A 22,918-nucleotide genomic window follows, 5' to 3' on the forward strand; every position below is an offset into this window, starting at 1 on the left:
GATTGAAAATGCGGAATCATATTGAACGGGATTGAGTTATGTCGAAAGCAGAACAGCGCGCGCAGATGTCCGAAGGCGCAGGATTTATCGCAGCACTGGACCAAAGCGGCGGTTCAACCCCCAAAGCGCTGGCTTTGTATGGCGTTGAAGCATCGGATTACGGATCAGACGAAGAGATGTTCGGCGAGATTCAGAAGATGCGCGCGCGGATCATTCTGGCTGACGATTTCACCAAGGATAAAGTGATTGGCGCGATCCTGTTCGAACGGACCTTGGGCGAAGAAATCGACGGCAAGAAGGTCGCGGATTATCTGTGGTCCGAAAAAGGCATCGTGCCGTTTCTGAAAATCGACAAAGGACTTGAGGATCAGGCCAACGGTGTTCAGATGATGAAGCCAATTCCGGGGCTGGCTGAGACGTTGGCCAAGGCGGATGGTGTTTTTGGCACCAAGGAACGCTCAGTTATCCACGAAGCAAATGCTCAGGGCATTGCCGACGTTGTCGCGCAGCAGTTCCAGGTCGCACGCGTGGTCACTGATGCGGGAATGGTCCCAATTGTCGAGCCTGAGGTAAACATCCACTCGGAAACCAAGGCCGAGGCTGAGGACATTCTGAAATCAGAAATTCTGAAGAATCTGGATCAATTGGTCGAGGGTCAGGAAGTGATGCTGAAGCTGACCATCCCCAGCCAGGCCAACCTTTATGATGAGGTGGCGGATCACCCGCGCGTCCTGCGTGTTGTGGCGCTGTCCGGCGGATACTCGACCGAGCAGGCCTGCGACCTGCTTGGCCAAAACAGCAAGATGATCGCCTCGTTTTCGCGCGCACTGACCGAAGGGCTGTCCAAACAGCAATCTGACGCAGAATTCAACGCAGCGCTCGGCGGGAATATCGACAATATCTTCCGCGCCTCGATCTGATCGTGGGGTAATCTATTCGGGCTTGATGAAATCGCGGCGCATCTGCGCCGCTTTTTCGCGCATGACACATCCGTTGGCGTGATCATTGATCAACCCCATGGCCTGCATAAAGGCAAAGATCGTGGTGGGGCCTACGAATTTCCAACCGCGTTTTTTCAGATCTTTCGACATCGCAATGGATTCTGCCGACGTGGAAGCGCTTTGCGGGGCGGGTGGCGCCGTAGGCTCGTACCTCCAGACATAAGCGGCCAATGATCCTTCGGAAGCGATTAGGTCCTGCACGCGGCAGGCATTGTTGATAACGGCTTCAATCTTGCCGCGGTGTCGCACGATGCCTTTGTCGTCCAGAAGTCGATTGATATCTGCGTCAGAAAACTCTGCTATCTTATTGAAATCAAATTTACAAAACGCTGCTCTGAAATTCTCGCGTTTTGACAGAATAGTGCGCCAACTCAGGCCCGACTGAAAGCTCTCGAGGCAAAGTTTCTCAAACAATCGTCTGTCATCGGAAACCGGATATCCCCATTCGTTATCATGATAGTCAAAGAATTCGGGGGCGGCGTTGCACCACGAACACCGAGGTTTTCCATCTGGGCCCGTTGCCAAATCGTTCATGAATGTACCCTTTTTGTTCTCCGCGAGGATAAGCGACGCGATTGTTTGAAATCAAGTACTCAATCGGTTTGACGATACCAATTCAGAATGAAGACACGAATGGCCGAAGCCAGTCCGGTTTCCGGGTCGCGCTCTGCATCAATATTTGCCGCCAGGACATTGATTGGGATATCTTTTTTCCGCGCGATGTCACGGAAGGCTTGCCAGAACTCATCCTCAAGCGAAACGGATGTTCGATGACCTTGCAAGGTCAGGGAGCGTTTGACAGGACGTCCACTCATTCGTCGACCTTGTGACCGTCAAGGTCCCGGCGCTGCCGGTCTTGCTGCAGCTTTACAACGGTCCTGTCGGCTTTGGATTGCCCGTGTTTCGCAGCGTTTGCATCCGCGCGGGCCTTTTTTTCAGCCCGCGCTTTTTCTTTTCGAAACCGGTTCAGGTTAACCGGTTTACCCATCAGTCCTTGGGTCCAATCATATGCTCGGGCCGCACAACCGCATCAAACGTCGCCTCATCCACAAAGCCCAACGCAATCGCTTCTTCCTTAAGTGTTGTGCCGTTCTTGTGCGCTGTTTTGGCGACGGTCGTGGCGTTGTCATACCCGATTGTCGGTGCCAGAGCAGTCACCAGCATCAGGGATTCCTTCATCAGCTTGTCGATGCGTGGCTCGTTGGCTTTGATGCCCAACAGCATTCGCTCGGTAAAGCTGTCGGTTGCATCGCCGAGCAGCTGGATCGACTGCAGCAGGTTATAGGACATCATCGGGTTGTAGACGTTCAACTGGAAATGGCCCTGCGAGCCTGCAAACTTCATTGCTGCGTCGTTGCCCATCACATGCGCGGCCACCTGAGTCAGCGCTTCGGCCTGTGTCGGGTTCACCTTTCCGGGCATGATGGAGGAACCGGGCTCGTTTTCGGGCAGGATAAGCTCACCCAATCCTGAGCGGGGCCCCGAACCCAACAGACGGATATCGTTGGCAATCTTGTAGCAGGAACCGGCAATCGTGGCCAAAGCGCCCGACAAAAAGACCATGGCATCATGTGCGGCCAGAGCTTCGAATTTGTTCGGCGCGGTCACAAAGGGCAGGCCGGTGATATCGGCCATATTCTTGGCGACAGCCTCATCCCAGCCGCCATGCGTGTTCAAACCGGTACCCACAGCAGTACCGCCTTGAGCCAGTTCATAGATACCGGGCATTGCAGCTTCTACACGCGCAATGCCCTGACGGATTTGGTGCGCATACCCGCCGAATTCCTGTTCCAACGTCAACGGCGTGGCATCCTGCGTATGGGTGCGGCCGATCTTGATGATACCGGCAAACTCTTTTGCCTTGGCTTCCAGCGCCGAGGCGAACTTCTCAAGCCCGGGCATCAACACATCGCGCACACTCATCGCTGTGGCGATGTGCATCGCGGTGGGGAAAGTATCGTTCGAGGATTGACCCATATTGCAGTGATCATTCGGGTGAACGGGATCTTTCGAGCCAATCTCGCCACCCATAATCTCAATCGCGCGGTTCGCAATGACCTCGTTCGAGTTCATGTTGGATTGCGTGCCCGAGCCGGTTTGCCATACGACCAGAGGAAAGTTGTCGTCAAACTTGCCTTCGAACACTTCACCGGCCGCTTGTATGATCGCGTCGGCGATCTTGGCGTCCAGCTTGCCGATGGCCTTGTTTTCAATTGCACAGGCCTTTTTGATCACACCCAGCGCGCGCACGATGGCGACGGGCTGCTTTTCCCAGCCGATGGGGAAGTTCATGATCGAACGCTGCGTTTGCGCGCCCCAGTACTTATCGGCAGGCACCTCAAGCGGGCCAAAGCTGTCGGATTCAGTGCGGGTTTGAGACATCGGTCGCTCCGGTCTGGTATGCAGTCGTATGCCGTTTACCCGCAGCAAGGCTGTGGCGCAATCGGCCAGTTGAGCGCACCTTAAACTTGGGCCGCGCAAAGGTATAGACGCGGCACAGCTACAAATAATTTCTGTTAGCGAAAACAGTGCCATTGTACGTCGGCGGGCTAAAGTTAAGATGGGACAATAACCCTGACGGAGGCAACCATGCGCGTGTCACTTCTCAAAAGCCCTTTGTATACGCTTGCGTTATTGTTTGCCGCGAGTTTTTGGCTGGCAGTATTTGTGCAACACGCTCAGGCGACGGGAATCGAGCCGTTCGTGGGCGACTATACCGGTTCGGCCGACGTTGTTGATGCGGATGGTACGGCGACCCCTCGGGATATGAGCGTTTCGATACAGGAAATTAAAGGGGGCTTCAACGTGAGTTGGACCACCACGACTTACAAAGCCGACGGTCGCATCAAGGATGAGAAATACTCGGTTGATTTTCAAAGCTCGGATCGGCCCGATGTTTATTCTGCGGCCATGAAGCGTAATGTGTTTGGCCATGAGGTGCCGCTTGACCCGATGAAAGGGGAACCCTTTGTTTGGGGGCGGATCGAAGGAGATACTCTGACGGTGTTTTCGTTGTTCATAGCCGAAAACGGTGGCTATGAGCTTCAGCAATTTGACCGGACACTAGCTGATGGTGGGCTCGACCTGTCATTTTCCCGGTTTCGCGATGGGATTAAGTCGCGCTCGGTCGAGACATTCCTTCGAAAAGAATAAACCCCGCATCAAGCGGGGTTTTCTGGGTCATTTCCGGAAGCTGTCCAGCGAGACCACATCCGCATCATGCTGAGGTTCCGTCTCTTCGGCCTCAAGCTCAATCGGGGCTTCTTCCGTCACATGGATCTCTTCGTCCTCGTCTTCTGGGCTTTCAAAGCGCAAGCCAAACTCAACCGAAGGATCCACGAAGGTCTTGATCGCCAGATAGGGGATGTAAAGGGGTTCCGGCGCATCCCCGAAATTCAGCGTAATCGAAAAGCCATCGTCACCGACTTCGAGGTTTTCGAACCAGTGCTGCATGACAATCGTCATCTCGCCTGGATAGCGCTCACGCAGCCAATCGGCCAACTCAACGCCCTCATGCCGTGTATCAAAAGTGATAAAGAAATGATGCGAACCGGGCAGGCCGGTTTCGGACACGTCGGTCAGGACGGTCTTGATCAGGCCTCGCATGGCCGTGTGCATCAGATTCCCGTAGTCGATGTCTTGCGACATGGTTGATCCTCGAAAGTGGTTAATCCCAGCATAGTTCATTCGGACGGAAACGAAAGGCTGTGCTGGGCTGTATTGATTACAAAATCTGCATGCCTAGTCCGGCCAGAACCATGATACCAAGTGTGGTTGCTAAACCGGATTTCATACGGAAAATCAACAGGCCAGCCAGAACGGTCAGCACAAGTGCGCTGAATTCAAGCGACGAAAGGTCGGGTAGGGGGAGAGAAACTGGTCCCCAATGCCACCCCGGAATTGAGGTGAACAAGACGTTTAGCCCGAACCACACGGAGAGGTTGAGAATCACTCCGACGACCGCAGCTGTGATTCCGTGCATCGCGGCCTCAAGACGCGGACGCTCGGCGATTCTATCCAGATGCGGGGCTGCAAGAAAAATCCACAGAAAACACGGTACAAACGTCGCCCATAAAGCGACAATGCCCGCCGCAAACGCCAGCGAGGCGCCTCCGGCAATCTGACCGCTAAGCATGGCCACAAACTGAGTCACCAGAATCAGCGGCCCGGGCGTCGTTTCGGCCAGCCCCAGCGCGTCGATCATCTGGTCCGTGCTGATCCATTGGTAGGTCTCGACCACAGTCTGGGTCATATAGGCCAGCACCGCATAGGCCCCGCCAAAGGTAACAACCGCGAGCCGGGCAAAGAACCAACCCAGATCGCTGAGCAGTTCCTGACCCGTCAGAGACAGCACGAACAACGGCCCCAGCCAAAGAACAAGCCAGAAAACCGCAGTGCGAACGGGATTGGCAAGCGTTGGGCTGGTTTGAACGGCGGCTGGTGCATGGTCCTTCGAAGTGGCGAACCCCCAAACGGCGGCGCACAGGATGATCAGCGGGAAGGGCAGGTTGAAGACAAAAATCCCTAAAAAGGCGAGGCCCGCGATCATCCGATGCTCAACATCTGTCAGCGCTTTTTTCGATAGGTTCCGTAGCGCCTGAAGGACGATGATGATCACGGTGGCCTTGATGCCCAGAAACCCGGCCTGAACCAAAGGCAATGTGCCATAGGCCGCATAGAGCAAAACCAACAGCGCGATCACCAGAGCCCCCGGCAGCACAAACAAGCTGCCCGCGATCAACCCTCCGGCTACGCCGCGCAGCCGCCAGCCAGCATAAGTGGCAAGCTGCATGGCTTCGGGACCCGGCAACAGCATGCACAGCGAAAGCGCGCGTAGATAGGTCTGTTCGTCCAACCAGGGGCGCTTTTCGACCAGTTCCTGATGCATGAGTGAGATTTGGGCGGCGGGGCCGCCAAATGACAAAAGCCCGATGCGCCCAAACACCCTGATCAACTCTTGATATGAAGGGGTCATCTGCCGTGACCCGCGGGCCAATCATGCGTCTCGCTAGAGCCATCGCGCGCCCAGCGATAGAGTGCATCATAGATGTGCATTCCAGCCTGCAATTGTTGTTGGTCATCCCGATACTGGCGCGACAAGCCGACCGAAAGGGCCAGCACCCCGGCGGCCTCAGGCGCCAGATCGTGCCTGTTTGTATCGGCGGCACGTATGATCGTCGCCATGCGGTCCAGAGGCTCAGATCGAAGCTTGAAGTCATCCAGCATCGTATCAAAGGTGCAATTGTCGCCGCGATGGCTCCAATCAGTTCCTTCAACATCAAAGGGTGTGGCACCGAAGTGCTCGGCAACCCCCTGAATTTCATCCGGTGCTACAAACAGGAACCGAGCGCGCCTGTCGACAAACCTGCGGATCAGCCAGGGGCACGCGATGCGATCAATCTTGGGGCGGTGCCGCGTCACCCAGACCGTGTTGCCTTTTGCAACTGCAGGAAGGGCAGGCACAGGCACGACCATTGCGCCCGGCATAGCGCGCCAGGCGAACATTCCACCTTCCAGAAATTCTGCCACCACCCCTTCAGCCTGCAGCCATGAAACAACGCCCTGACTCAGCTTTTTGCCTTTCTGGCAAATTACAACGCAAGAATGATCGCCGGTATGATTTCTTATGCCATCAACATTTTGATATGGCATTCGGAATGCGCCGGGTATGAGGGAGGGATCATCGTCGAAATCCCCATCTGTGCGCACATCAAACAGGATAGGAGCCTGAGGCGTACCGATCAGGCGCAAGAGTTGTCGGGGTGTAATTGCATTGGGGGCAGCCATTGCATGTTTCCTTATTGCTTTGGATACATGCGAACTTGGGCTGCCGCCTCACGGGGTGTTCGCAAGCTTACCCCTTGATCCTCTGCTAGCGCGCAAATGCGGGATGGGTCAAGCTTGCGGTCAAGTTTATCAGGCCCAGTCCAACCTTTGCCCGGTCATGCAAACCGGAAGGGTATCCTGTGGGAACTGCCCCAGTTGTTCAAAAAGTGTAATGAAATCAAACTGATTATAGGCCTCGACCATCTTGTCCCCTTTGAAGCGCGCCATGACTTGTCCGGTAACTTCAAGCGGGGCACCGTTATCGGCCCGGAAGGTGCGGACATGCAGAATACCAGAGACCCAATCACCATTTTCGATGATCTTCGGCAGTTCGACTGTGATCTCGCCCAGAACATGACGAAACGCCATGACCAGATCGCGAAAGTCGTCCGCGCCAACCTGCATTTCGGGTATCAACCCTTCGGCCATCGTATCCGGGGCAAAAAACTGATCGATTGCATCGGTATTGCCTTGTTCCCAGACCTCTGAATACCACGCCCTAAGCCTGTCAGAATTCGTCATCTCAGCCCTCCTGTCGCTTGTTCAGGAAGATGGATCAGAGAAATGAATAAACCCTGAATCCCAGGTGAGTTATGGGCATGGAGCAGACATAATCGGTAAAATGCAGGTTTCTGTTGCCAGGTACCTGCGAACCCCGCCTTACGCGGCTAGGCGCAAGGGCTTAAGTTTCGGTCTTGCTACTGCTTACGCAGCAACTGCAACCGGAGCACGATTGTCGTTTGCAATTGTACTAGTTTCGCCGGTAACGGTGGCAGACAGCCGAGACAAAGCTAACCCCTTTAGACGTTCGTCGATCCTATTTCGGCCCCATGATCCTCAAACGAAGGATGTTGGTGGAGCCGCCGGGTACCGCCCCCGGGTCCGATCCGCTTATTACGAGCGCGTTTATGTCCATAGTCCCGAAGGACCCCTCATATATAGGTTAGGACGTGGTCGGATGCAAACCCGGAATGCTAAGGTTGACTCATATCAAATTCAACAAGTTAAGCAGCTCTGTTCATGTTGGCGAGAATAAGCCAAAGGGCCAGAACAAGCTCGATTCCACCAAAAGTCAGCGCCTTGACGAACGGGGGATTATCCAGCGCCAAAGACACAAACCGACCCAACGCCGCCCCTGCATAAACAACGCCCAGCATGGCATATGCCATCGGTGTGTTGAGCCAGAGAACCACGGCACCTGTCACCACGAACAACCCGCCAACCGAGGCTCGCATCTCACTAAATCCCATGGTGCTTTTGGTGGGGGCTAGGTCCAGCGCGTTGGCTGTGTAGGCCGGGGCCAGAAATCCGAACAAACCAAAGCCGATGGTCAGCAAGGCGGCAATCACGTTAAGGGCTGTGATCATGGACTTTTTCCCTTTCTGCTCTGCCCGCAGAGTCTAGCGCAGCACTATGTAAAGAAAAGCATCTAAATCGCTGACCACAAGCCTATAACTCCGACCGCGATCAGGCTGAGAGCCCAGACAAGTTCCAGATTGAACCAACTGCGTGAAAGAAATTGAAGGCCCAGCCAGCGATAGACGGCGAAGGCCAGAATGCCCCCGCCAAGGATCATGGCGGCTGTGTGAAGTGCAGCGACCGTCAGTACGAGCAGGCCATTGCTCGCCATGATCTGAGAGACTGCGATCTGGCCCGTTTCCAACTCGTCTGATCCACACAATCCAAGATAAATCGGAACCAACATCAACGCCGCGCCGTGTGCCAGCGCAACGAGGAACGACCAAAGTGCCAATTTGCTTGGCGGTACGCGCGACAACATCCGGGGATGCCGGCGTGTTATGGCGATGTAAACACCCATTGTGATCACAATCAGCGCAGCACCGATACGAATTTCGCGTTGATATTCAACCAGAACTGCCATCATAGCAAATGGCAGTAGGACCCCCAGCATGGCGACGAAATGACCACCAGCCAGGGCGGTCAATGCGCGCCACAAAGCTGATGGCCGTTGTTCCATCAGCGCCGAAGATACCGCAAGCGGCCAGCCCATTCCGGGATTCAGGCCATGATATGCGCCGCTAAGCACAACGGCCAGCCAGAGACCAGCCGTTGATGTCATCAGAGTCTCCAACTCAGACCGATGGGTAGCAGAAACTATCGGTAGAACAGTCTCCACCCTCAAGCCGGATTTGGTGGGCCCGATATCCGTCGGGGAAGTCGACCCAGAACTTCGGATCCAATGTCAGGCCTCCGTTTTCGCCAACATCCGCCTTGACCATCGCAGCCCCGCGTTCACCGGGATAGAACTGATCATCCCATGTGGAATACAGCGAATTGGTCCAATATACCCGCTTTCCGTCGCGGCTGATTTCAACCATCTGCGGCCCGTAACCAAAGTCTTGCCCGTTGGGATGTTTTGTTTTCTTGACGATCCCCCCGATCTCGACTTTGCCCGCAAGGGTCGGGTTCATCGGATCAGAGACATCGTATTGATGCATCTCACCCGTGCCCCAACAGGCCACATAAAGGTATTTATCGTCCAAGCTGAGATCGATATCCGTGACCAGTGGCGGAACGGCAGAGAAGCCTTTCAGCAATTCAGGCAAGTCATCTGGATCAGCGGGCTGCGGATCGATCGTGATGGTCTTCTTGGCCTCGAAGGTGCCATCATCATTACGCCACCAAGTAAAGATCGCGCCCTGCAGGTTGGTCGTGTCAACCACCACACCACAGAACCCATATTGTTTGACCGGATCGTGAGCGGGCCGGATTTCCAGGGCCATCTGGTGATTTTCACCCAGATCGATGGTCTGAATATTGGTCCGGCTGCGCAGGTTCCAGAAATGGATGCTGTGCCCGTATTTGTTCGAAAGCAGATCCTCGGCCACGATGCCGTTTTCGAATTGCGGAGGCAGTCCCCATTCCGAACTAACCATATAGTCACGTGGCAGGTTCCACCAGAAATCGTAGTGTTTGTCTTGGATACCTCGCTCGATCTCGTAGCGCCCGATGATCTCGAAGCTCTCGCAATCCATGATGAAAATGCCCGGAGGGCCGTCCGTGCCGTCTTCGCCACCGCCTCCAAGCGTGCTCACGTAGATCCCCTCCGGTCCGCAATGGATCGTGTGCGGGCGGGAATATCCAGTTTTTGCAAAGACTTCTTCGGGTTCGATGATCTTGTGTATCTTGGCCTCAAGCGGGTTCTTTACGTCGATAATGTAGATCCGGCTGGATCGTATACCAGGAACAATGAGGTAACGGCGTTCCAGAAACGCATGACCACTAAGCGGTGACAGCGCAGAGGAACAAGCGTTCCACCCGAAATGGTGAAACTCATCGCCTTTCTCTGGCATGATCACTTGATGGACAATTTTTCCGTAATCATCCGAAGTCGGATCCACGTTCACGACGGCCAAACCGTCTGGTTGGGAAAAATCAGGGCTTAGCATCAAAGTGAATGCAAGCGTTTCAGTGGGGCCCTCCATCGCCAGTTTGGCTGATGGGTAAAAGGTTGGGTCCGGTCTTTGGTTCATAACGTCCTCCCGTAAGTCATTGATCTTCAATTCATGTTGGAAGTTCCGGTCTTAACGCCGGATGTCATGCTGCCTGCTCGGGCACCTCGCCGTCCTTCGTTCCTTTTTGCCTGTGGTCAGGCGGGTTTGCGTCGTCTTTCGGCCACGTCCTGCGCCAGTTGCCGTGTGTAGGCCTCAAGTTTGATCAATGCTGCATCGACCGAGCCGGCATCACGCGCTTCTAGTGCGTCTGTGATGTCACTGTGGAGGGCGATGATCTCTTCGCGGGATCGGGCCGTGAACGTAATCATGTTCATCAGAGGTTGCATAGCCTCTACCGCACCGGCCAATTGGTAGGACAGAACGGGGTTGCCCGCGCCATCCACAAGCGCGCGATGAAAGGCGACGTCGGACGCGCAGAAAGCCTCATCTGTGAGACCTGGTTGCGCCTGACGAAATATCTCGGCCCGCATGGTCGCGAGTTGATCTGCGGTGCGGCGTTGTGACGACAAAGCAGCGCATGCACGTTCGAGCGCATAACGCGCTTCGCATGCGGTGTCGAAACTGACAGCGTTCATCGACAGCAGCAGTGTCGAGGTTGTGACTTGTTGGGAATAGGCATCCTCAAAACTCAGCCGGTTCACAAACGCACCACCCGATGCCCCGCGTTGCGTGCGGATAAGGGACTGCGCTGCCAGACGTTTCAATGCTTCGCGAACCGTAGGCCGTGATACTTTGAACTGATCGGCCAACTCAGATTCTGATGGCAGACGCTCATCGACGATCAGCCGACCCGAGATAATTGCGTCGCGGATTGCCTGAGCAATTTGAGCGGACAGATCTGCAGTACTCTGAGGGTCGATTTTCATGGTTGTTTTCGGCGATGCGTAATTTTTATTTGTCTGACATTTAAAAGTCTGACATTTGAAAAGCAAGAGAGTTGAGTCGGGAGGAGCAAGTGAGTCGCTCAATTTTCCGCAGCGCGCTTTGGTTGGGCTTCTACATCACGATCCTTTGGTCGTGGTGGATGATGGTCTCGATGAGCCGCGATATGGACGTGGACTGGATCGGTCGACCCGGACCGATGGGGCAGGCGATGGCGGCCATGGATCCGCGTATGGACATGTATATGCCCATGGCCGAGTTCGGCCCACTTTTCTGGATGTGGGCGATCATGATGGCGGCCATGATGCTGCCGACTTTGGTGCCCACGTTGCGCAGTTATGATGATCTGATCCGCAGCGCGAACGGTACGCGGGCAGGGTGGCTGGGCGTTCTATCCGGATATTTCATAGTTTGGGTGGGCTTTGCTGCGCTGATCACTGGCCTGCAATTGGCGCTGCTGTTTGGCGGCGCGGTTGATATGTTGGGAATCGCTAAATCGCCATATCTGGCCGCCGGCCTGTTGATCGCCGTGGGTGCCTTTCAGTTTTCTCGGGCGAAAGAAGTCTGCCACGGTGTTTGCCATGCACCGATGACTTATTTTCTGGGCCACTGGAAAACCGGATTCGGCGGCGGTGTACGCATGGGCGTCGGACTGGGTGCGTTCTGTGTCGGTTGCTGCTGGGGCTTCATGGCGTTGGGCTTTGTCGGCGGCGTCATGAGCCTGCTCTGGATGGGGCTGGCGACCCTGTTCATGGTATTGGAAAAACTTCCCCAGATCGGGCACGCCGTGACCCGTCCTATGGGATTCGTCTTGATTGCGGGTGGTTTTGCACTGCTCGCTCATCACATTGTTTACGGAGGATAAGTCGATGGCTAAAAACAGAAAACCGGATGCAGACAAGCTGCCGGTCAGTCAAAGAATTGACAGCCGGATGCCAAATCCCAAGCGGCGTGAGATGAGCCCGACCGATTGGGCGGTTAAGGGTGAACTGATCCTGAACTGTTCGTGTGACGTATTCTGCCCATGCGTGGTTTCGCTGGGTGCACACCCTCCGACCGAAGGGCATTGCCACGCGTGGATGGGTATCGCGATCGACGAAGGCCACTACGAAGGCGAAGTTTTGTCCGGACTGAATGTGGGCCTGTTGGTTGATATCCCCGGACGCATGGGCGAAGGCCAGTGGAAGGTCGCGGCTTATGTGGATGAACGTGCTAGCGGCAAGGCTTACAATGGACTGTTGCAGATATTCAGCGGTCAGGCAGGTGGCACAACCGGGCTGTTCACTATGTTGGTCAGCGAGATCATAGGGGCTGAACGTGCACCGGTTCAGATCGAAAGGGACGGCACCAAACGCCGGATCATGATAGGTCGCAAGATTCAGGGTGAGATCGAAATGCTTGCGGGCAAAGACCCAGAGCATCCGGTGATGGTTTCAAATTCGAAATACTGGATGGGGTCGGACATCATTGTAGCAAAAGGCACGAAATCCAAGGTGCGCGACTATGGTCGCGTATGGGACTTCGGCGGCAAGTCAGCCGAGATCTGCCCGATTGACTGGCACGGGCCTAAGTAATGATAACCGGTGCCTATGCCCGTGAAATGGCGCGATATAACCACTGGCAAAACAACCAGTTAAAGAGCTTTCTCAAAGCTCTTTCAGACGAAGAATTGGCACGGGATCGCGGCGCTTTTTTCGGGTCGATCATGGGAACTGCCAATCATCTGCTTTGGGGGGATTGGATCTGGATTTCCCGGTTTGACAAGGGACCGGGGCCAGGTGGCGGCATTCCTAAGAGTGTCTCGATCTGCACTGGCATGGCCGACTGGCTGCCGCTGCGCGATACGATTGACGCCCGTATTGCCAGATGGGCCAATACGTTGGGGGATGATGTCCTGAGCGGTTCGTTCACGTGGTACTCGGCTGCAAAAGAGAACGACGTAACAAAGTCTTACGGGCGATGCGTCATTCATATGTTCAATCATCAGACGCATCATCGCGGACAATTGCACCAAATGCTGACCGAGGCTGGTTCGCAGGCACCTGTCAGCGATCTTGTCTTTCTGCCAGAGGATTTCTGACATGGCAGTCATCTCACCGAACCGGCGCGTGCGCAAAACCCCATTCACTCCGGGCGTCGAGGCCGAAGGCGTCACAGGGTATACCGTTTATAATCACATGCTGCTTGCGACGGTTTTTGAAAGCATCGAGGCTGATGCGGCGCATCTGAAACAGCATGTTCAGGTCTGGGATGTCTCGTGTGAGCGGCAGGTACAGATCAAAGGTCCGGATGCGTTGCGGCTGATGAAGATGCTCAGCCCGCGCGATATGGACAAAATGCAGGCGAACCAGTGCTATTATGTGCCGATAGTAGATCACAATGGCGGCATGCTGAATGATCCTGTTGCGATCAAACTGGCGGATGATCACTATTGGTTGTCGGTTGCCGATGGTGACCTTTGGCAGTTTGCTCTGGGAATCGTGATTGCGCTGGGGCTGGATGTCGATATTTCTGAGCCGGATGTGTCGCCCTTGGCGGTACAAGGCCCCAAGGCGGACGAGCTGATGACGCGCGTCTTTGGTGATGAAGTCAGGGATATAAAGTTCTTTCGATATAAACGGTTGGCGTTTGAAGATACATCATTCGTCGTCGCCCGGTCTGGCTGGTCAAAACAAGGCGGGTTCGAGATATACGTCGAAGGGACGGATTATGGCATGCCACTATGGGACACGCTGTTTTCTACTGGCCGAGACCTGAACGTACGGGCAGGTTGCCCAAACGGGATTGAGCGTGTTGAAAGCGGTCTGTTGAGTTTCGGGTCGGACATGCGGCGCGAGAATACGCCCTATGAATGCGGGCTAGCACGGTTCTGCAATTCTCCGCTGGATTACATCGGCAAAGCCGCTTTGGCGGATCAGGCGAAAAACGGTCCACCCCGGCAGATCCGTCCGCTTGTCATTGAAGGTGAGATCGGACCGTGCACCGAATCTTGGCCGCTGATGGCCGGGGGCCGGCAGGTCGGGCAGGTGGCTTCGGCTGCGTATTCACCCGAGTTTGGAGTGAATGTAGCCATTGGAATGGTCGACCGGTCCCATTGGGCGCCAGGTACGCGGATTGAATTGATGACCGAACATGGAATGCGATGGGCCGAAGTGCAGGAAAAATTCTGGCGCTAAGCCCTTGTTTCAGGAACACAGCCGATTGAGGCAATAGAAGGAGTAAGTTCATGTTTAATGCACTTGTCGTTGAAAAAGATGAAGAAAGTGGCCTCGCAAGCGCTTCGGTGAAGCAGATTTCTCTGGATACGCTGCCGGATGGAGAAGTGACGATCGCCGTTGAATATTCAACGGTGAACTACAAGGACGGCCTGTGCATGTCGCCCAAAGGCGGTGGTCTGGTGCGTAGCTATCCTCATATTCCGGGCATCGATTATGCGGGCACGGTCGAGCAGTCCTCGGATGCACGCTACAAACCTGGCGACAAGGTCGTGCTGACGGGCTGGCGCGTAGGTGAAGCGCATTGGGGCGGCTATTCACAAAAAGCAAACGCGCGGGCAGATTGGCTGGTGCCGTTGCCGGATGGGTTGGATACACGGCAGGCGATGGCAGTTGGCACTGCCGGGTTCACCGCTATGCTGGCCGTCATGGCGCTGGAGGATCAAGGTTTGCAGCCGGGTCATGGCCCGGTGTTGGTCACAGGTGCCGCAGGAGGTGTCGGCTCGGTCGCGACGGCCATTTTGGCCCATCTGGGCTATGAGGTTGCAGCTGTGACCGGGCGTCCTGAAACCGAAGAATACCTGAAATCACTGGGTGCAACCACAATTGTCCCGCGTGACGAGTTGAACGAGACCACCAAGCGTCCGCTGGAAAGTGAAACTTGGTCCGGATGTGTTGATGCGGTGGGCGGAGCGATGCTTGCCCGCGTGCTGGGGCAGATGAAGTATGGGGCCTCGGTAGCTGCGGTTGGCCTTGCCGGTGGTGCGGCGCTGCCCGCAACCGTGATCCCATTCCTGCTGCGCGGTGTTAATCTGTTGGGCATCGACAGCGTGATGCAGCCATACGACAACCGGGTCCGTGCCTGGAAGCGTATCGCGACCGATTTGCCCATGGATAAGCTTGAGGCGATGGTCCATGCAGCAACACTTTCTGATCTGCCCCAGTTGGGAGCGGACATCCTGCAAGGTCAGGTAAAAGGGCGCGTAGTGGTAAACGTGAACGCTTGATAGACAAAACAGACAACGGATCGGCCGGAGCATGCATCCGGCCGACCCAATTGTCGGGAATGAGGCCGAAATGCCGGAAACAGTTCTGGCCATTGCCACATTTCGTGACCATGATTGCTATACATCCCATTTGTGATGGCTTAAGACCCATCCGAACATCACCTGAAGACGGGGAGTGAGCAGCATGTCTGATGATTTCGAACTCGATACCGATGATCTGAAACGCCGCATGGACGGTGCCATGGCCAACCTCAGAACCGAATTCGCTTCGCTGCGGACCGGTCGTGCATCGGCTTCAATGCTTGAGCCCGTCATGGTCGATGCTTACGGCGCGATGACTCCGATCAATCAGGTTGGTACCGTGAACGTCCCTGAACCGCGCATGGTAACCGTGAATGTTTGGGACAAGGGCCTCGTCGGCAAAGTTGAAAAGGCCATTCGGGAAAGCGGTTTGGGTATTAACCCGCAACTGAATGGTACCATCATCATGCTGCCGATTCCCGAACTGAACGAAGAACGCCGTCGCGAGCTCGGCAAGGTCGCGGGTCAATATGCAGAAAGCGCACGGGTTTCGATCAGGAATGTGCGCCGTGATGGCATGGACCAGATCAAAAAGGCCAAGGCAGACGGCATGTCCGAGGACGATCAGAAATTCTGGGAAACCGAGGTTCAGGAGCTGACGGATACCATGATCAAATCCGTCGATGATGCGCTCGAGACCAAACAAGCCGAGATCATGCAGGTCTGAGCCTCGGATATGCCAAAGGATCCCGATACCTCTCCGATTGCAGGGCCGCGCCACGTTGCTATCATCATGGACGGCAACGGTCGCTGGGCACAGTCACGCGGGCGGCCTCGATTGTTTGGCCATCATGCAGGTGCGCGCCGCGTCCGTGAGGTGGTCGAGGCCTGCCCGGGTTTAGGGATCAAGTATCTGACAGTATTTGCGTTTTCGACTGAAAACTGGAAACGCACTCAGGTCGAAGTTGCAGGTCTGATGAGCTTGTTCCGCCGTTACATCGTCAAAGAGACCAAGACCTTGAAAGATAACGGCATTCGGGTCCGTTTCATTGGGGATAGAGTTCGGCTGGATGCCAAGCTGACCGAGCTGATGGATACGCTTGAACGCGAAACACAGAACAATGACCTGGTTCATCTAACCGTTGCCTTGAACTATGGCGGTCGTGACGAGGTGGCGCGCGCGACCAGACGTTTGGCACGAGACGTGGCCGATGGCATTCTGCGCCCCGAGGACGTGGACGAGGAAACTCTGCCCAAATATCTGGACACGCGCGTTCTGCCAGACCCCGATTTGGTAATCCGTACCAGTGGTGAAGCGCGGATTTCGAATTTCCTGCTGTGGCAGTCTGCCTATTCCGAATACGAATTCATCGATACTCTGTGGCCTGATTTCACCGCTGCAGAACTAGAACGGCTGTGCCGCAACTATGGATCGCGTGAACGGCGGTTTGGAGCGGTCCCGGCATGAGTGATGGCCGATGGTCTGATCTGACTGCCCGGGTTTTGTCGGCTTCGGTTCTTGTGACTATTGCGGCAGTCGAAGTTTGGCTAGGCGGCCTGTGGTTTGAGATATTTATCGGCACCGTCTGCGGTCTGATGATATGGGAACTGATCCGGATGATCGACCCAGAACGTCAGGGTGTCGCGATTCAGCTGGCGATACTGACCGGGTTCGCCGTGGTCCTAAGCTATCATCTACCACCGCTATACAAGCTTCCATGTTTGGTGGCCCCGGCATTGGTAGGAGCAGGACAGATCAACCGTGCGCGCGGGATATACGTCCTGTTTGCCCTTTGGATCGCGATGTCGGGGCTGGGATTCATATCGATCCGAGAAAACCTGGGATTTGGATGGATGGTTTGGCTGATACTTGTGGTCGTGGCCACGGATGTCGCCGGGTATTTTGTGGGCAAAACGCTTGGCGGACCTAAGTTTTGGCCCAGAGTTAGCCCCAAGAAGACATGGTCCGGTACGGTTGGAGGCTGGGTTGCCGCCGCGCTGGTCGGAACAGTTTTTGCGCACTATGCCGGTTTCGGCATTGCTTTTATCGTTGTCTCGGTTCTTGCCTCTATGGCCAGCCAGATCGGTGATATTGTTGAAAGCGCGACAAAACGTGGCTTTGGCGTTAAGGACAGCTCAAACCTTATACCCGGTCATGGCGGGTTTCTGGATCGGTTTGATGGGATGATGGGCGCGTCAGTCTTTGTGTTGCTCGCAGGGCTGTTTTACGCGCCCGGAGGTATGTGATGCGAAGGGTAGCCATATTTGGTGCGACTGGTTCCATTGGCCAGAATACGATTGATCTGATCGCAAGAAATCCGAATGCCTATGACGTGGTCGCGTTGACCGGTGGATGCAACGTCGCGCAGCTTGCACGCGATGCAGTGCGCCTGGATGCAGACGTGGCGGTGACTGCGTTTGATGACAAACTCGATGATCTGCGTGACGCATTGGCCGGCAGCGGAGTGCGAGCGGCTGCGGGGCAGGCCGCTCTGATCGAGGCCGGGGCGCGACCGGCGGATTGGGTGATGTCGGCGATTGTCGGTTCCGCAGGACTGGCTCCGGGGATCGAAGCGTTGAAACAAGGGTCGACACTCGCGCTTGCCAACAAGGAAACGCTGGTTTGTGCCGGGCCGCTGGTTCTGGAAACGGCTCGGGCGCATGGCGCCACGCTATTACCCGTGGATAGCGAACATTCGGCAGTTTTTCAGGCGCTTGTGGGCGAGGATATGACTAGCGTCGAACGGATCATTATCACCGCAAGCGGTGGAGCGTTCCGGGATTGGCCGCTTGGCGATCTGGCCAAAGCAACTGTTGAACAGGCATCGAGTCATCCGAACTGGAACATGGGACAGCGGATTACGATCGACAGCGCATCTATGTTCAACAAGGCGTTGGAAGTTATAGAAACCAAAGAATATTTTGGCGTTAACCCATCGAATATCGAAGTCCTCGTGCACCCCGAATCCATCGTTCACGCACTGGTCGGATTTCAGGACGGCGCCTTGATGGCGCATCTGGGGGCTCCGGATATGCGCCATGCCATCGGGTACGCGCTGCATTGGCCCGAACGGCGCGATTTACCTGTTGCGCGTCTGGATCTCGCGCAACTGGGTCAGTTGCGATTTCATGCACCGGATGAAGCGCGTTACCCGGCTTTGCGTCTTGCCCGCGAAGTGATGCAGCGCGGCGGCTTGTCCGGTGCGATCTTCAACGCCGCCAAAGAGCGCGCATTGGACCACTTTATAGAAAACCGGATACGTTTTTTGGATATGGCAGACACGGTGTCGGCCGTGTTGGAGCGCTTTGAGGCCTCAGACAGCCTGATTGATGCACCATTGACCCTTGATAATGTACAGCAAACGGACCATCTCGCACGTCAGTGGGTCGATGAAACCGTATTGGAACGAGCAGGATAGAACTTTTGGACATACTCTCTTTGATCCCGCAATTTGGCAATCTGCTCTACACGATAATAGCCTTCGTTATTGCGCTTTCAGTGATTGTCGCGGTGCACGAATACGGCCACTACATCGTTGGTCGGTGGTCTGGCATTCATGCCGAAGTGTTCTCGATCGGTTTCGGCCCGGTTCTATGGAGCCGCGTAGACAAGCGCGGCACTCGCTGGCAGGTCGCGCTGCTGCCATTTGGCGGTTATGTCAAATTCCTGGGGGATGCCAATGCCGCGTCCGGCAAAGACGTAGACGCGATGAGTGAGATCTCTGCACAAAGCCCGGAAGAGCTGCGCCGCACCATGCACGGCGCCCCGCTTTGGGCGCGTGCGGCTACTGTTGCGGCAGGGCCGGTCTTTAATTTCGTGATGTCGATATTGGTGTTTGGCCTGATTTTCTGGTCGCAGGGTGTATCCCGTGAACCTTTGACTGTCGGCGCACTGCAGCCGTTGCCTGGTACAATTCAGGGTTTGCAGGAGGGCGATGAGATTATCGCCATCGCAGGCATTCCAACACCGGATTTCGATGACGCAAGCAACTGGTCCGATTTCATCAATTCGCTGCCTGTAGAACCAGAGCTGGACTATACGGTTATCCGAGATGGAGAGACCACTGATGTCGTGGCACCTTGGCTCTTTCCACCGCTAATCCAACAGGTTACGCCGCGCAGTGCAGCGATGGACATACAGTTGCAGCAAGGCGACGTAATCACGGCGGTAGACGGTGATCCGATCTTTGCGTTCGAGCAGCTTAAGGAACATGTCGAAGGATCGAACGGGCGCGTATTGCTATTGGATGTATGGCGCGACGGGGCGGATTTAGAATTTGCACTTGCGCCCCGCCGTACGGACGAGCCGACGTCGGATGGTGGTTTCATCACCCATTGGCGCATCGGTATCGTCGGCGGCATGATGATCGATCCCGAAACCGTTCCAGCGGGCATTTGGGATTCGATCGAAGGTGGCGTAGTCCAAACCGGGCGCATCATCGAAGGCTCACTGTCGGGAATGTGGCACATGATCACCGGAGCGATCAGCACCTGCAACATTTCCGGGCCGATCGGTATTGCCGAAACCTCGGGTGCTATGGCCAGCCAGGGGGCACAGAACTTCATCTTCTTCATCGCCGTATTGTCAACGGCGGTCGGGTTGCTGAACCTGTTCCCGATCCCAGCCTTGGATGGGGGACATTTGCTATTCTACGCTTATGAAGCTGTGTCTGGCAGACCACCCAGTGATAAAGCGCTGAGGGTACTGATGGGGGTCGGTGTCACGCTGATCCTGTCATTGATGCTTTTCTCGGTCAGTAATGATCTGTTCTGCTGATTAAGGCGATCTTGGCACCGTTCCGACGCAAAATTGCCGCAATTCAAGCCTATCTTATCGGGGTGCATCGATAAGTGTAGGCTTGAGTTCAATGACCAAGGCGTTTCAAAAATCCTATCAGAGTGTCAGCGTCCTGTTCCAGTTGAACTGGGATATGCTGCTTAGCTTTGCCGTGACCGCACTGGCTCTAGCTGTTGGTGGTTATCTGCTCGGTTTGTGATTCTCCTGAATATGTCTGACTTACGTGCAACGGCCTGATGGGCCGTTTTTGCTTTTTCGTCTTTTGACATGGCCTCACAATCGGGCTACTCAGCAGCTAAAGGCTGAAAATTCTGGATAGTGATAAAAATGACTGACAGCAGGCGCACGGGCACATACTGCGGCTCGCGGGGGCGGAAAAGCAACATTTTGTGGCAGGCACTAACGTTCTTTTTCCTTTTTGCTACACCGGGTTTACTGGTTCTGACGCAGCCCGCGCAGGCGCAATCCTACACCATCAACAGCTTCGAAGTTGAGGGCAATCGACGGATCGAGACTTCGACGATTATCGCCCGCACCGGGATCGAACCGGGGCAGACTGTTACGGCAGGACAATTGAATGATGCCTTCCAGCGTTTGCTTGACAGTGGTGTTTTTGAGACAGTCGAACTTACACCGCGTGGCAGTACGTTGGTCATCGCGGTCGAGGAATACCCGACCATCAACCAGATCAGCATCGAGGGCAATCGCCGCGTAAAAGATGATCTCCTGCTCGAAGCGATATCGTCCCAAACCCGCCGCGTCTTCACGCCTCAACAGGCCGAAGCGGACGCTGACCTGATTGCCGAAGTATATTCGGCGCAGGGCCGCGTATCCGCGACGGTTATCCCGCGTATCATACGTCGCAGCGATAACCGTGTCGATCTGGTGTTCGAAGTCGCCGAAGGAACGACAATCGAGGTCGAGCGCGTCAGTTTTGTAGGAAACCGCGCGTTTTCGGACCGTCGCCTGCGCCGCGTGCTTGAAACAAAGCAGGCGAACATTCTGCGGACCTTCCTTCGCGGCGACACCTTCATTGCCGACAGAATCGAATTCGACAAACAGGTGATCCGTGATTTCTACCTGTCACGCGGTTATATCGATTTTCGCGTCAATAGTGCCAATGTCGAATTCACCCGCGAACGGGATGCATTCTTTCTGGTTATGAACGTCACAGAAGGACAGCGGTTCTCGTTCGGTCAGATTACGACCGTCAGTGAGATCCCGGGTGTGGACCCGGCGCCTTATCAGGCGGCTCTGAAAGTCAAACCAGGTGTAATTTACTCTCCGACGGTGCTTGAGAACTCGATCGCGCGGATGGAGCGTCTGGGGCTGAAAAACGGCGTTGATTTCCTGCGGGTCGAGCCCCGGGTAACGCGTAATCCCCGCGATCTGACATTGGATGTCCAGTTCGTGCTGACCCGTGGCCCGCGTATCTTTGTGGAACGCATCGATATCGAGGGGAACACAACCACCCTAGACCGTGTGATCCGCCGTCAATTCGATACCGTTGAAGGTGACCCCTTCAATCCCCGTGAAATCCGCCAGAGCGCCGAACGTATTCGCGCCTTGGGTTTCTTCTCGGTCGCTGATGTGGAAACCCGCGAGGGATCGTCGCCAAGCCAGGTTATCGTGGACGTGGATGTCGAAGAACAACCAACCGGTTCGTTGAGCCTGGGTGGTAGCTACTCGGTCTCGGACGGTTTCGGGATCGCAATCGGATTGAATGAATCGAACTTCCTCGGCCGTGGGCAAAACCTGGGTATCACGTTGTCGACAGCTCAGGATTCTGAGCAGTACGTTATCAACTTTACCGAGCCTTATCTGTTGGGCCGTAAGCTACGCTTTGATCTTGGGCTTGGTCTGGCCAGCACCAATTCGAGCTTTGCCAGCTACGACACAAAAACAGTGTTCTTCCGCCCACAGCTGAGCTACGCGATCGGTGAATTGTCGGCGTTGCGTCTTCGCTATGGTTGGGATCGCAGCGAAATGACCCAGCAGAGCAATGAGCGGAACGGCGCTGTCATCTCATCAGAGATCGATCAGGGGAAACGAACCAGCAGTTCTCTGGGGGTGTCCTACGTATACGATAGCCGTATTGGTGGCCTGAACCCCACAGCGGGCGTCTTGTTCGAAGTCGGCGTGGATGCTGCTGGTCTTGGCGGGGATAATGAATTCTTCAAAACCACGGCGCGGGCGATCGCGCAGAAACGCGTCCTCAACGAAGAAGTCGTATTGCGCGCGACGCTTGAATTGGGTGCACTAAACTGGACCGGGGACGATTTCAGCCGCACGCTCGACCGGTTTGTTCTAGGTCCTAGCACATTCCGCGGGTTTGAGCCTGCTGGTATCGGGCCGCGTGACCTTTCGAACGGGCAGGACGATGCCATCGGCGGCAACTACTACTGGGTTGCTCGTTTCGAATCGGACTTCCCGCTGGGGCTGCCTGAAGAACTGGGGCTGCGTGGCGGCGTCTTCTATGATGTTGGCAACCTCTACAATCTCAACAACGTCAACACCGCTGGCGCTGATATTGTTGGTGAAAGCGGTTCGATCCGGCATGTTGTAGGGGTATCCGTACTGTGGGAAACACCGTTTGGTCCGCTTCGCTTCAACTTCTCGCAGGCCCTCAAGAAAGAGGACTTCGATAAAGAGCAAAGCTTTGACCTTACCGTTCAAGCCAGGTTCTGATCGC

26 protein-coding genes and 1 other RNA gene are annotated in these 22,918 nt (G+C 55.3%); 14 read left to right on the forward strand and 13 right to left on the reverse strand.

What is annotated here, in order from left to right:
* Positions 1–38 precede the first annotated feature (38 nt).
* Complete coding sequence (locus AC1DFB_RS06070) at positions 39–920, forward strand: fructose bisphosphate aldolase (protein WP_170393157.1); 882 nt, start codon at positions 39–41, stop codon at positions 918–920.
* Between the two features lie 12 nt (positions 921–932).
* Here the strand turns inward: AC1DFB_RS06070 and AC1DFB_RS06075 are convergent, their stop codons facing one another.
* Genes AC1DFB_RS06075 through fumC form a run of 4 tightly spaced genes read right to left on the reverse strand, consistent with a single transcriptional unit; the run spans position 933 to position 3,383 of the window.
* A complete protein-coding gene (locus AC1DFB_RS06075; RefSeq protein ID WP_170510052.1) occupies positions 933–1,535 on the reverse strand; it encodes a DNA-3-methyladenine glycosylase I in 603 nt (200 codons plus the stop codon).
* A gap of 59 nt (positions 1,536–1,594) precedes the next feature.
* Positions 1,595–1,816 carry a ribbon-helix-helix domain-containing protein gene (locus AC1DFB_RS06080; protein WP_170405591.1) on the reverse strand — a complete coding sequence of 74 codons (222 nt, stop codon included), beginning with the start codon at positions 1,814–1,816 and terminating at the stop codon, positions 1,595–1,597.
* Entirely contained in the window at positions 1,813–1,989 is a 177-nt protein-coding gene (locus AC1DFB_RS06085) for a DUF4169 family protein (RefSeq protein ID WP_170393154.1), read from the reverse strand. Before AC1DFB_RS06085 ends, AC1DFB_RS06080 begins: the two co-directional genes overlap by 4 nt.
* The gene (gene fumC / locus AC1DFB_RS06090) at positions 1,989–3,383 is read right to left on the reverse strand and encodes a class II fumarate hydratase (protein ID WP_170421467.1); all 1,395 of its coding nucleotides are present in this window, start codon (positions 3,381–3,383) and stop codon (positions 1,989–1,991) included. The genes AC1DFB_RS06085 and fumC overlap by 1 nt, the downstream gene beginning before the upstream one ends.
* Before the next feature lie 207 nt (positions 3,384–3,590).
* On the opposite strand from fumC, the gene AC1DFB_RS06095 reads away from it, so the two are divergent.
* Positions 3,591–4,154, forward strand: a complete 564-nt coding sequence (locus AC1DFB_RS06095; RefSeq protein ID WP_170405595.1) for a hypothetical protein — start codon at positions 3,591–3,593, stop codon at positions 4,152–4,154.
* A gap of 27 nt (positions 4,155–4,181) precedes the next feature.
* On the opposite strand, the gene AC1DFB_RS06100 is transcribed toward AC1DFB_RS06095, so the two are convergent.
* The 9 genes from AC1DFB_RS06100 to AC1DFB_RS06140 form a co-directional block, all read right to left on the reverse strand.
* Positions 4,182–4,649: a ClpXP protease specificity-enhancing factor SspB gene (locus AC1DFB_RS06100; protein ID WP_170405597.1), complete on the reverse strand. Its 468-nt coding sequence runs from the start codon at positions 4,647–4,649 to the stop codon at positions 4,182–4,184.
* Positions 4,650–4,725: 76 nt separating this feature from the next.
* Positions 4,726–5,976, reverse strand: a complete 1,251-nt coding sequence (gene chrA, locus AC1DFB_RS06105) for a chromate efflux transporter (RefSeq protein ID WP_480759744.1) — start codon at positions 5,974–5,976, stop codon at positions 4,726–4,728.
* Entirely contained in the window at positions 5,973–6,788 is an 816-nt protein-coding gene (locus AC1DFB_RS06110; protein WP_170465383.1) for a sulfurtransferase/chromate resistance protein, read from the reverse strand. The genes chrA and AC1DFB_RS06110 overlap by 4 nt, the downstream gene beginning before the upstream one ends.
* Before the next feature lie 129 nt (positions 6,789–6,917).
* A complete protein-coding gene (locus AC1DFB_RS06115) occupies positions 6,918–7,349 on the reverse strand; it encodes an ester cyclase (RefSeq protein ID WP_170393148.1) in 432 nt (143 codons plus the stop codon).
* 99 nt (positions 7,350–7,448) lie between these two features.
* Positions 7,449–7,795, reverse strand: a transfer-messenger RNA (tmRNA) gene (gene ssrA / locus AC1DFB_RS06120).
* A 36-nt stretch (positions 7,796–7,831) separates the two neighbouring features.
* Positions 7,832–8,194 carry a DUF4345 family protein gene (locus AC1DFB_RS06125; protein WP_170465381.1) on the reverse strand — a complete coding sequence of 121 codons (363 nt, stop codon included), beginning with the start codon at positions 8,192–8,194 and terminating at the stop codon, positions 7,832–7,834.
* Positions 8,195–8,256: 62 nt separating this feature from the next.
* On the reverse strand, positions 8,257–8,907 hold the full coding sequence (locus tag AC1DFB_RS06130; RefSeq protein ID WP_170421484.1) for a hypothetical protein: 651 nt from the start codon (positions 8,905–8,907) through the stop codon (positions 8,257–8,259).
* A 13-nt stretch (positions 8,908–8,920) separates the two neighbouring features.
* Entirely contained in the window at positions 8,921–10,321 is a 1,401-nt protein-coding gene (locus AC1DFB_RS06135) for a selenium-binding protein SBP56-related protein (protein ID WP_170393145.1), read from the reverse strand.
* A gap of 116 nt (positions 10,322–10,437) precedes the next feature.
* On the reverse strand, positions 10,438–11,169 hold the full coding sequence (locus tag AC1DFB_RS06140) for a FadR/GntR family transcriptional regulator (protein ID WP_170405607.1): 732 nt from the start codon (positions 11,167–11,169) through the stop codon (positions 10,438–10,440).
* A gap of 89 nt (positions 11,170–11,258) precedes the next feature.
* Between AC1DFB_RS06140 and AC1DFB_RS06145 the strand changes: the two genes are divergently transcribed.
* The 12 genes from AC1DFB_RS06145 (at position 11,259) to bamA (ending at position 22,914) form a co-directional block, all read left to right on the forward strand.
* A complete protein-coding gene (locus AC1DFB_RS06145; protein ID WP_170562820.1) occupies positions 11,259–12,050 on the forward strand; it encodes a DUF2182 domain-containing protein in 792 nt (263 codons plus the stop codon).
* Between the two features lie 4 nt (positions 12,051–12,054).
* Positions 12,055–12,759 (forward strand): DUF1326 domain-containing protein, encoded by a 705-nt coding sequence (locus AC1DFB_RS06150; RefSeq protein WP_480922331.1) that lies wholly within the window; start codon positions 12,055–12,057, stop codon positions 12,757–12,759.
* On the forward strand, positions 12,759–13,265 hold the full coding sequence (locus AC1DFB_RS06155) for a DinB family protein (protein ID WP_480922332.1): 507 nt from the start codon (positions 12,759–12,761) through the stop codon (positions 13,263–13,265). The genes AC1DFB_RS06150 and AC1DFB_RS06155 overlap by 1 nt, the downstream gene beginning before the upstream one ends.
* Before the next feature lies 1 nt (position 13,266).
* Positions 13,267–14,361, forward strand: coding sequence for a dimethylsulfoniopropionate demethylase (locus AC1DFB_RS06160; protein ID WP_480922333.1), 1,095 nt, complete (start codon positions 13,267–13,269; stop codon positions 14,359–14,361).
* A 50-nt stretch (positions 14,362–14,411) separates the two neighbouring features.
* Positions 14,412–15,407 (forward strand): acryloyl-CoA reductase, encoded by a 996-nt coding sequence (acuI, locus tag AC1DFB_RS06165; RefSeq protein WP_170510026.1) that lies wholly within the window; start codon positions 14,412–14,414, stop codon positions 15,405–15,407.
* A 184-nt stretch (positions 15,408–15,591) separates the two neighbouring features.
* The gene (frr, locus tag AC1DFB_RS06170) at positions 15,592–16,155 is read left to right on the forward strand and encodes a ribosome recycling factor (protein ID WP_170393138.1); all 564 of its coding nucleotides are present in this window, start codon (positions 15,592–15,594) and stop codon (positions 16,153–16,155) included.
* Between the two features lie 9 nt (positions 16,156–16,164).
* Positions 16,165–16,896, forward strand: a complete 732-nt coding sequence (locus tag AC1DFB_RS06175) for an isoprenyl transferase (RefSeq protein ID WP_170421502.1) — start codon at positions 16,165–16,167, stop codon at positions 16,894–16,896.
* The gene (locus AC1DFB_RS06180) at positions 16,893–17,675 is read left to right on the forward strand and encodes a phosphatidate cytidylyltransferase (RefSeq protein ID WP_170393136.1); all 783 of its coding nucleotides are present in this window, start codon (positions 16,893–16,895) and stop codon (positions 17,673–17,675) included. Before AC1DFB_RS06175 ends, AC1DFB_RS06180 begins: the two co-directional genes overlap by 4 nt.
* On the forward strand, positions 17,675–18,847 hold the full coding sequence (gene dxr, locus AC1DFB_RS06185; RefSeq protein ID WP_480922334.1) for a 1-deoxy-D-xylulose-5-phosphate reductoisomerase: 1,173 nt from the start codon (positions 17,675–17,677) through the stop codon (positions 18,845–18,847). Before AC1DFB_RS06180 ends, dxr begins: the two co-directional genes overlap by 1 nt.
* Before the next feature lie 5 nt (positions 18,848–18,852).
* Positions 18,853–20,205: an RIP metalloprotease RseP gene (gene rseP, locus AC1DFB_RS06190; RefSeq protein ID WP_170595683.1), complete on the forward strand. Its 1,353-nt coding sequence runs from the start codon at positions 18,853–18,855 to the stop codon at positions 20,203–20,205.
* A 91-nt stretch (positions 20,206–20,296) separates the two neighbouring features.
* Positions 20,297–20,425 (forward strand): hypothetical protein, encoded by a 129-nt coding sequence (locus AC1DFB_RS06195; RefSeq protein ID WP_255612105.1) that lies wholly within the window; start codon positions 20,297–20,299, stop codon positions 20,423–20,425.
* Positions 20,426–20,553: 128 nt separating this feature from the next.
* Positions 20,554–22,914 carry an outer membrane protein assembly factor BamA gene (gene bamA, locus AC1DFB_RS06200; protein ID WP_170393133.1) on the forward strand — a complete coding sequence of 787 codons (2,361 nt, stop codon included), beginning with the start codon at positions 20,554–20,556 and terminating at the stop codon, positions 22,912–22,914.
* The last annotated feature ends 4 nt before the right edge of the window (positions 22,915–22,918 follow it).

This window comes from Ruegeria sp. S84 (assembly GCF_056583445.1).

Coding starts and splice junctions, on each gene's coding strand:
- AC1DFB_RS06070 (WP_170393157.1), top strand. CDS start 39: ATGTCGAAAGCAGAACAGCGCGCGCAGATGTCCGAAGGCGCAGGATTT.
- AC1DFB_RS06075 (WP_170510052.1), bottom strand. CDS start 1,535: ATGAACGATTTGGCAACGGGCCCAGATGGAAAACCTCGGTGTTCGTGG.
- AC1DFB_RS06080 (WP_170405591.1), bottom strand. CDS start 1,816: ATGAGTGGACGTCCTGTCAAACGCTCCCTGACCTTGCAAGGTCATCGA.
- AC1DFB_RS06085 (WP_170393154.1), bottom strand. CDS start 1,989: ATGGGTAAACCGGTTAACCTGAACCGGTTTCGAAAAGAAAAAGCGCGG.
- fumC (WP_170421467.1), bottom strand. CDS start 3,383: ATGTCTCAAACCCGCACTGAATCCGACAGCTTTGGCCCGCTTGAGGTG.
- AC1DFB_RS06095 (WP_170405595.1), top strand. CDS start 3,591: ATGCGCGTGTCACTTCTCAAAAGCCCTTTGTATACGCTTGCGTTATTG.
- AC1DFB_RS06100 (WP_170405597.1), bottom strand. CDS start 4,649: ATGTCGCAAGACATCGACTACGGGAATCTGATGCACACGGCCATGCGA.
- chrA (WP_480759744.1), bottom strand. CDS start 5,976: ATGACCCCTTCATATCAAGAGTTGATCAGGGTGTTTGGGCGCATCGGG.
- AC1DFB_RS06110 (WP_170465383.1), bottom strand. CDS start 6,788: ATGGCTGCCCCCAATGCAATTACACCCCGACAACTCTTGCGCCTGATC.
- AC1DFB_RS06115 (WP_170393148.1), bottom strand. CDS start 7,349: ATGACGAATTCTGACAGGCTTAGGGCGTGGTATTCAGAGGTCTGGGAA.
- AC1DFB_RS06125 (WP_170465381.1), bottom strand. CDS start 8,194: ATGATCACAGCCCTTAACGTGATTGCCGCCTTGCTGACCATCGGCTTT.
- AC1DFB_RS06130 (WP_170421484.1), bottom strand. CDS start 8,907: ATGACATCAACGGCTGGTCTCTGGCTGGCCGTTGTGCTTAGCGGCGCA.
- AC1DFB_RS06135 (WP_170393145.1), bottom strand. CDS start 10,321: ATGAACCAAAGACCGGACCCAACCTTTTACCCATCAGCCAAACTGGCG.
- AC1DFB_RS06140 (WP_170405607.1), bottom strand. CDS start 11,169: ATGAAAATCGACCCTCAGAGTACTGCAGATCTGTCCGCTCAAATTGCT.
- AC1DFB_RS06150 (WP_480922331.1), top strand. CDS start 12,055: ATGGCTAAAAACAGAAAACCGGATGCAGACAAGCTGCCGGTCAGTCAA.
- AC1DFB_RS06155 (WP_480922332.1), top strand. CDS start 12,759: ATGATAACCGGTGCCTATGCCCGTGAAATGGCGCGATATAACCACTGG.
- AC1DFB_RS06160 (WP_480922333.1), top strand. CDS start 13,267: ATGGCAGTCATCTCACCGAACCGGCGCGTGCGCAAAACCCCATTCACT.
- acuI (WP_170510026.1), top strand. CDS start 14,412: ATGTTTAATGCACTTGTCGTTGAAAAAGATGAAGAAAGTGGCCTCGCA.
- frr (WP_170393138.1), top strand. CDS start 15,592: ATGTCTGATGATTTCGAACTCGATACCGATGATCTGAAACGCCGCATG.
- AC1DFB_RS06175 (WP_170421502.1), top strand. CDS start 16,165: ATGCCAAAGGATCCCGATACCTCTCCGATTGCAGGGCCGCGCCACGTT.
- AC1DFB_RS06180 (WP_170393136.1), top strand. CDS start 16,893: ATGAGTGATGGCCGATGGTCTGATCTGACTGCCCGGGTTTTGTCGGCT.
- dxr (WP_480922334.1), top strand. CDS start 17,675: ATGCGAAGGGTAGCCATATTTGGTGCGACTGGTTCCATTGGCCAGAAT.
- AC1DFB_RS06195 (WP_255612105.1), top strand. CDS start 20,297: ATGACCAAGGCGTTTCAAAAATCCTATCAGAGTGTCAGCGTCCTGTTC.
- bamA (WP_170393133.1), top strand. CDS start 20,554: ATGACTGACAGCAGGCGCACGGGCACATACTGCGGCTCGCGGGGGCGG.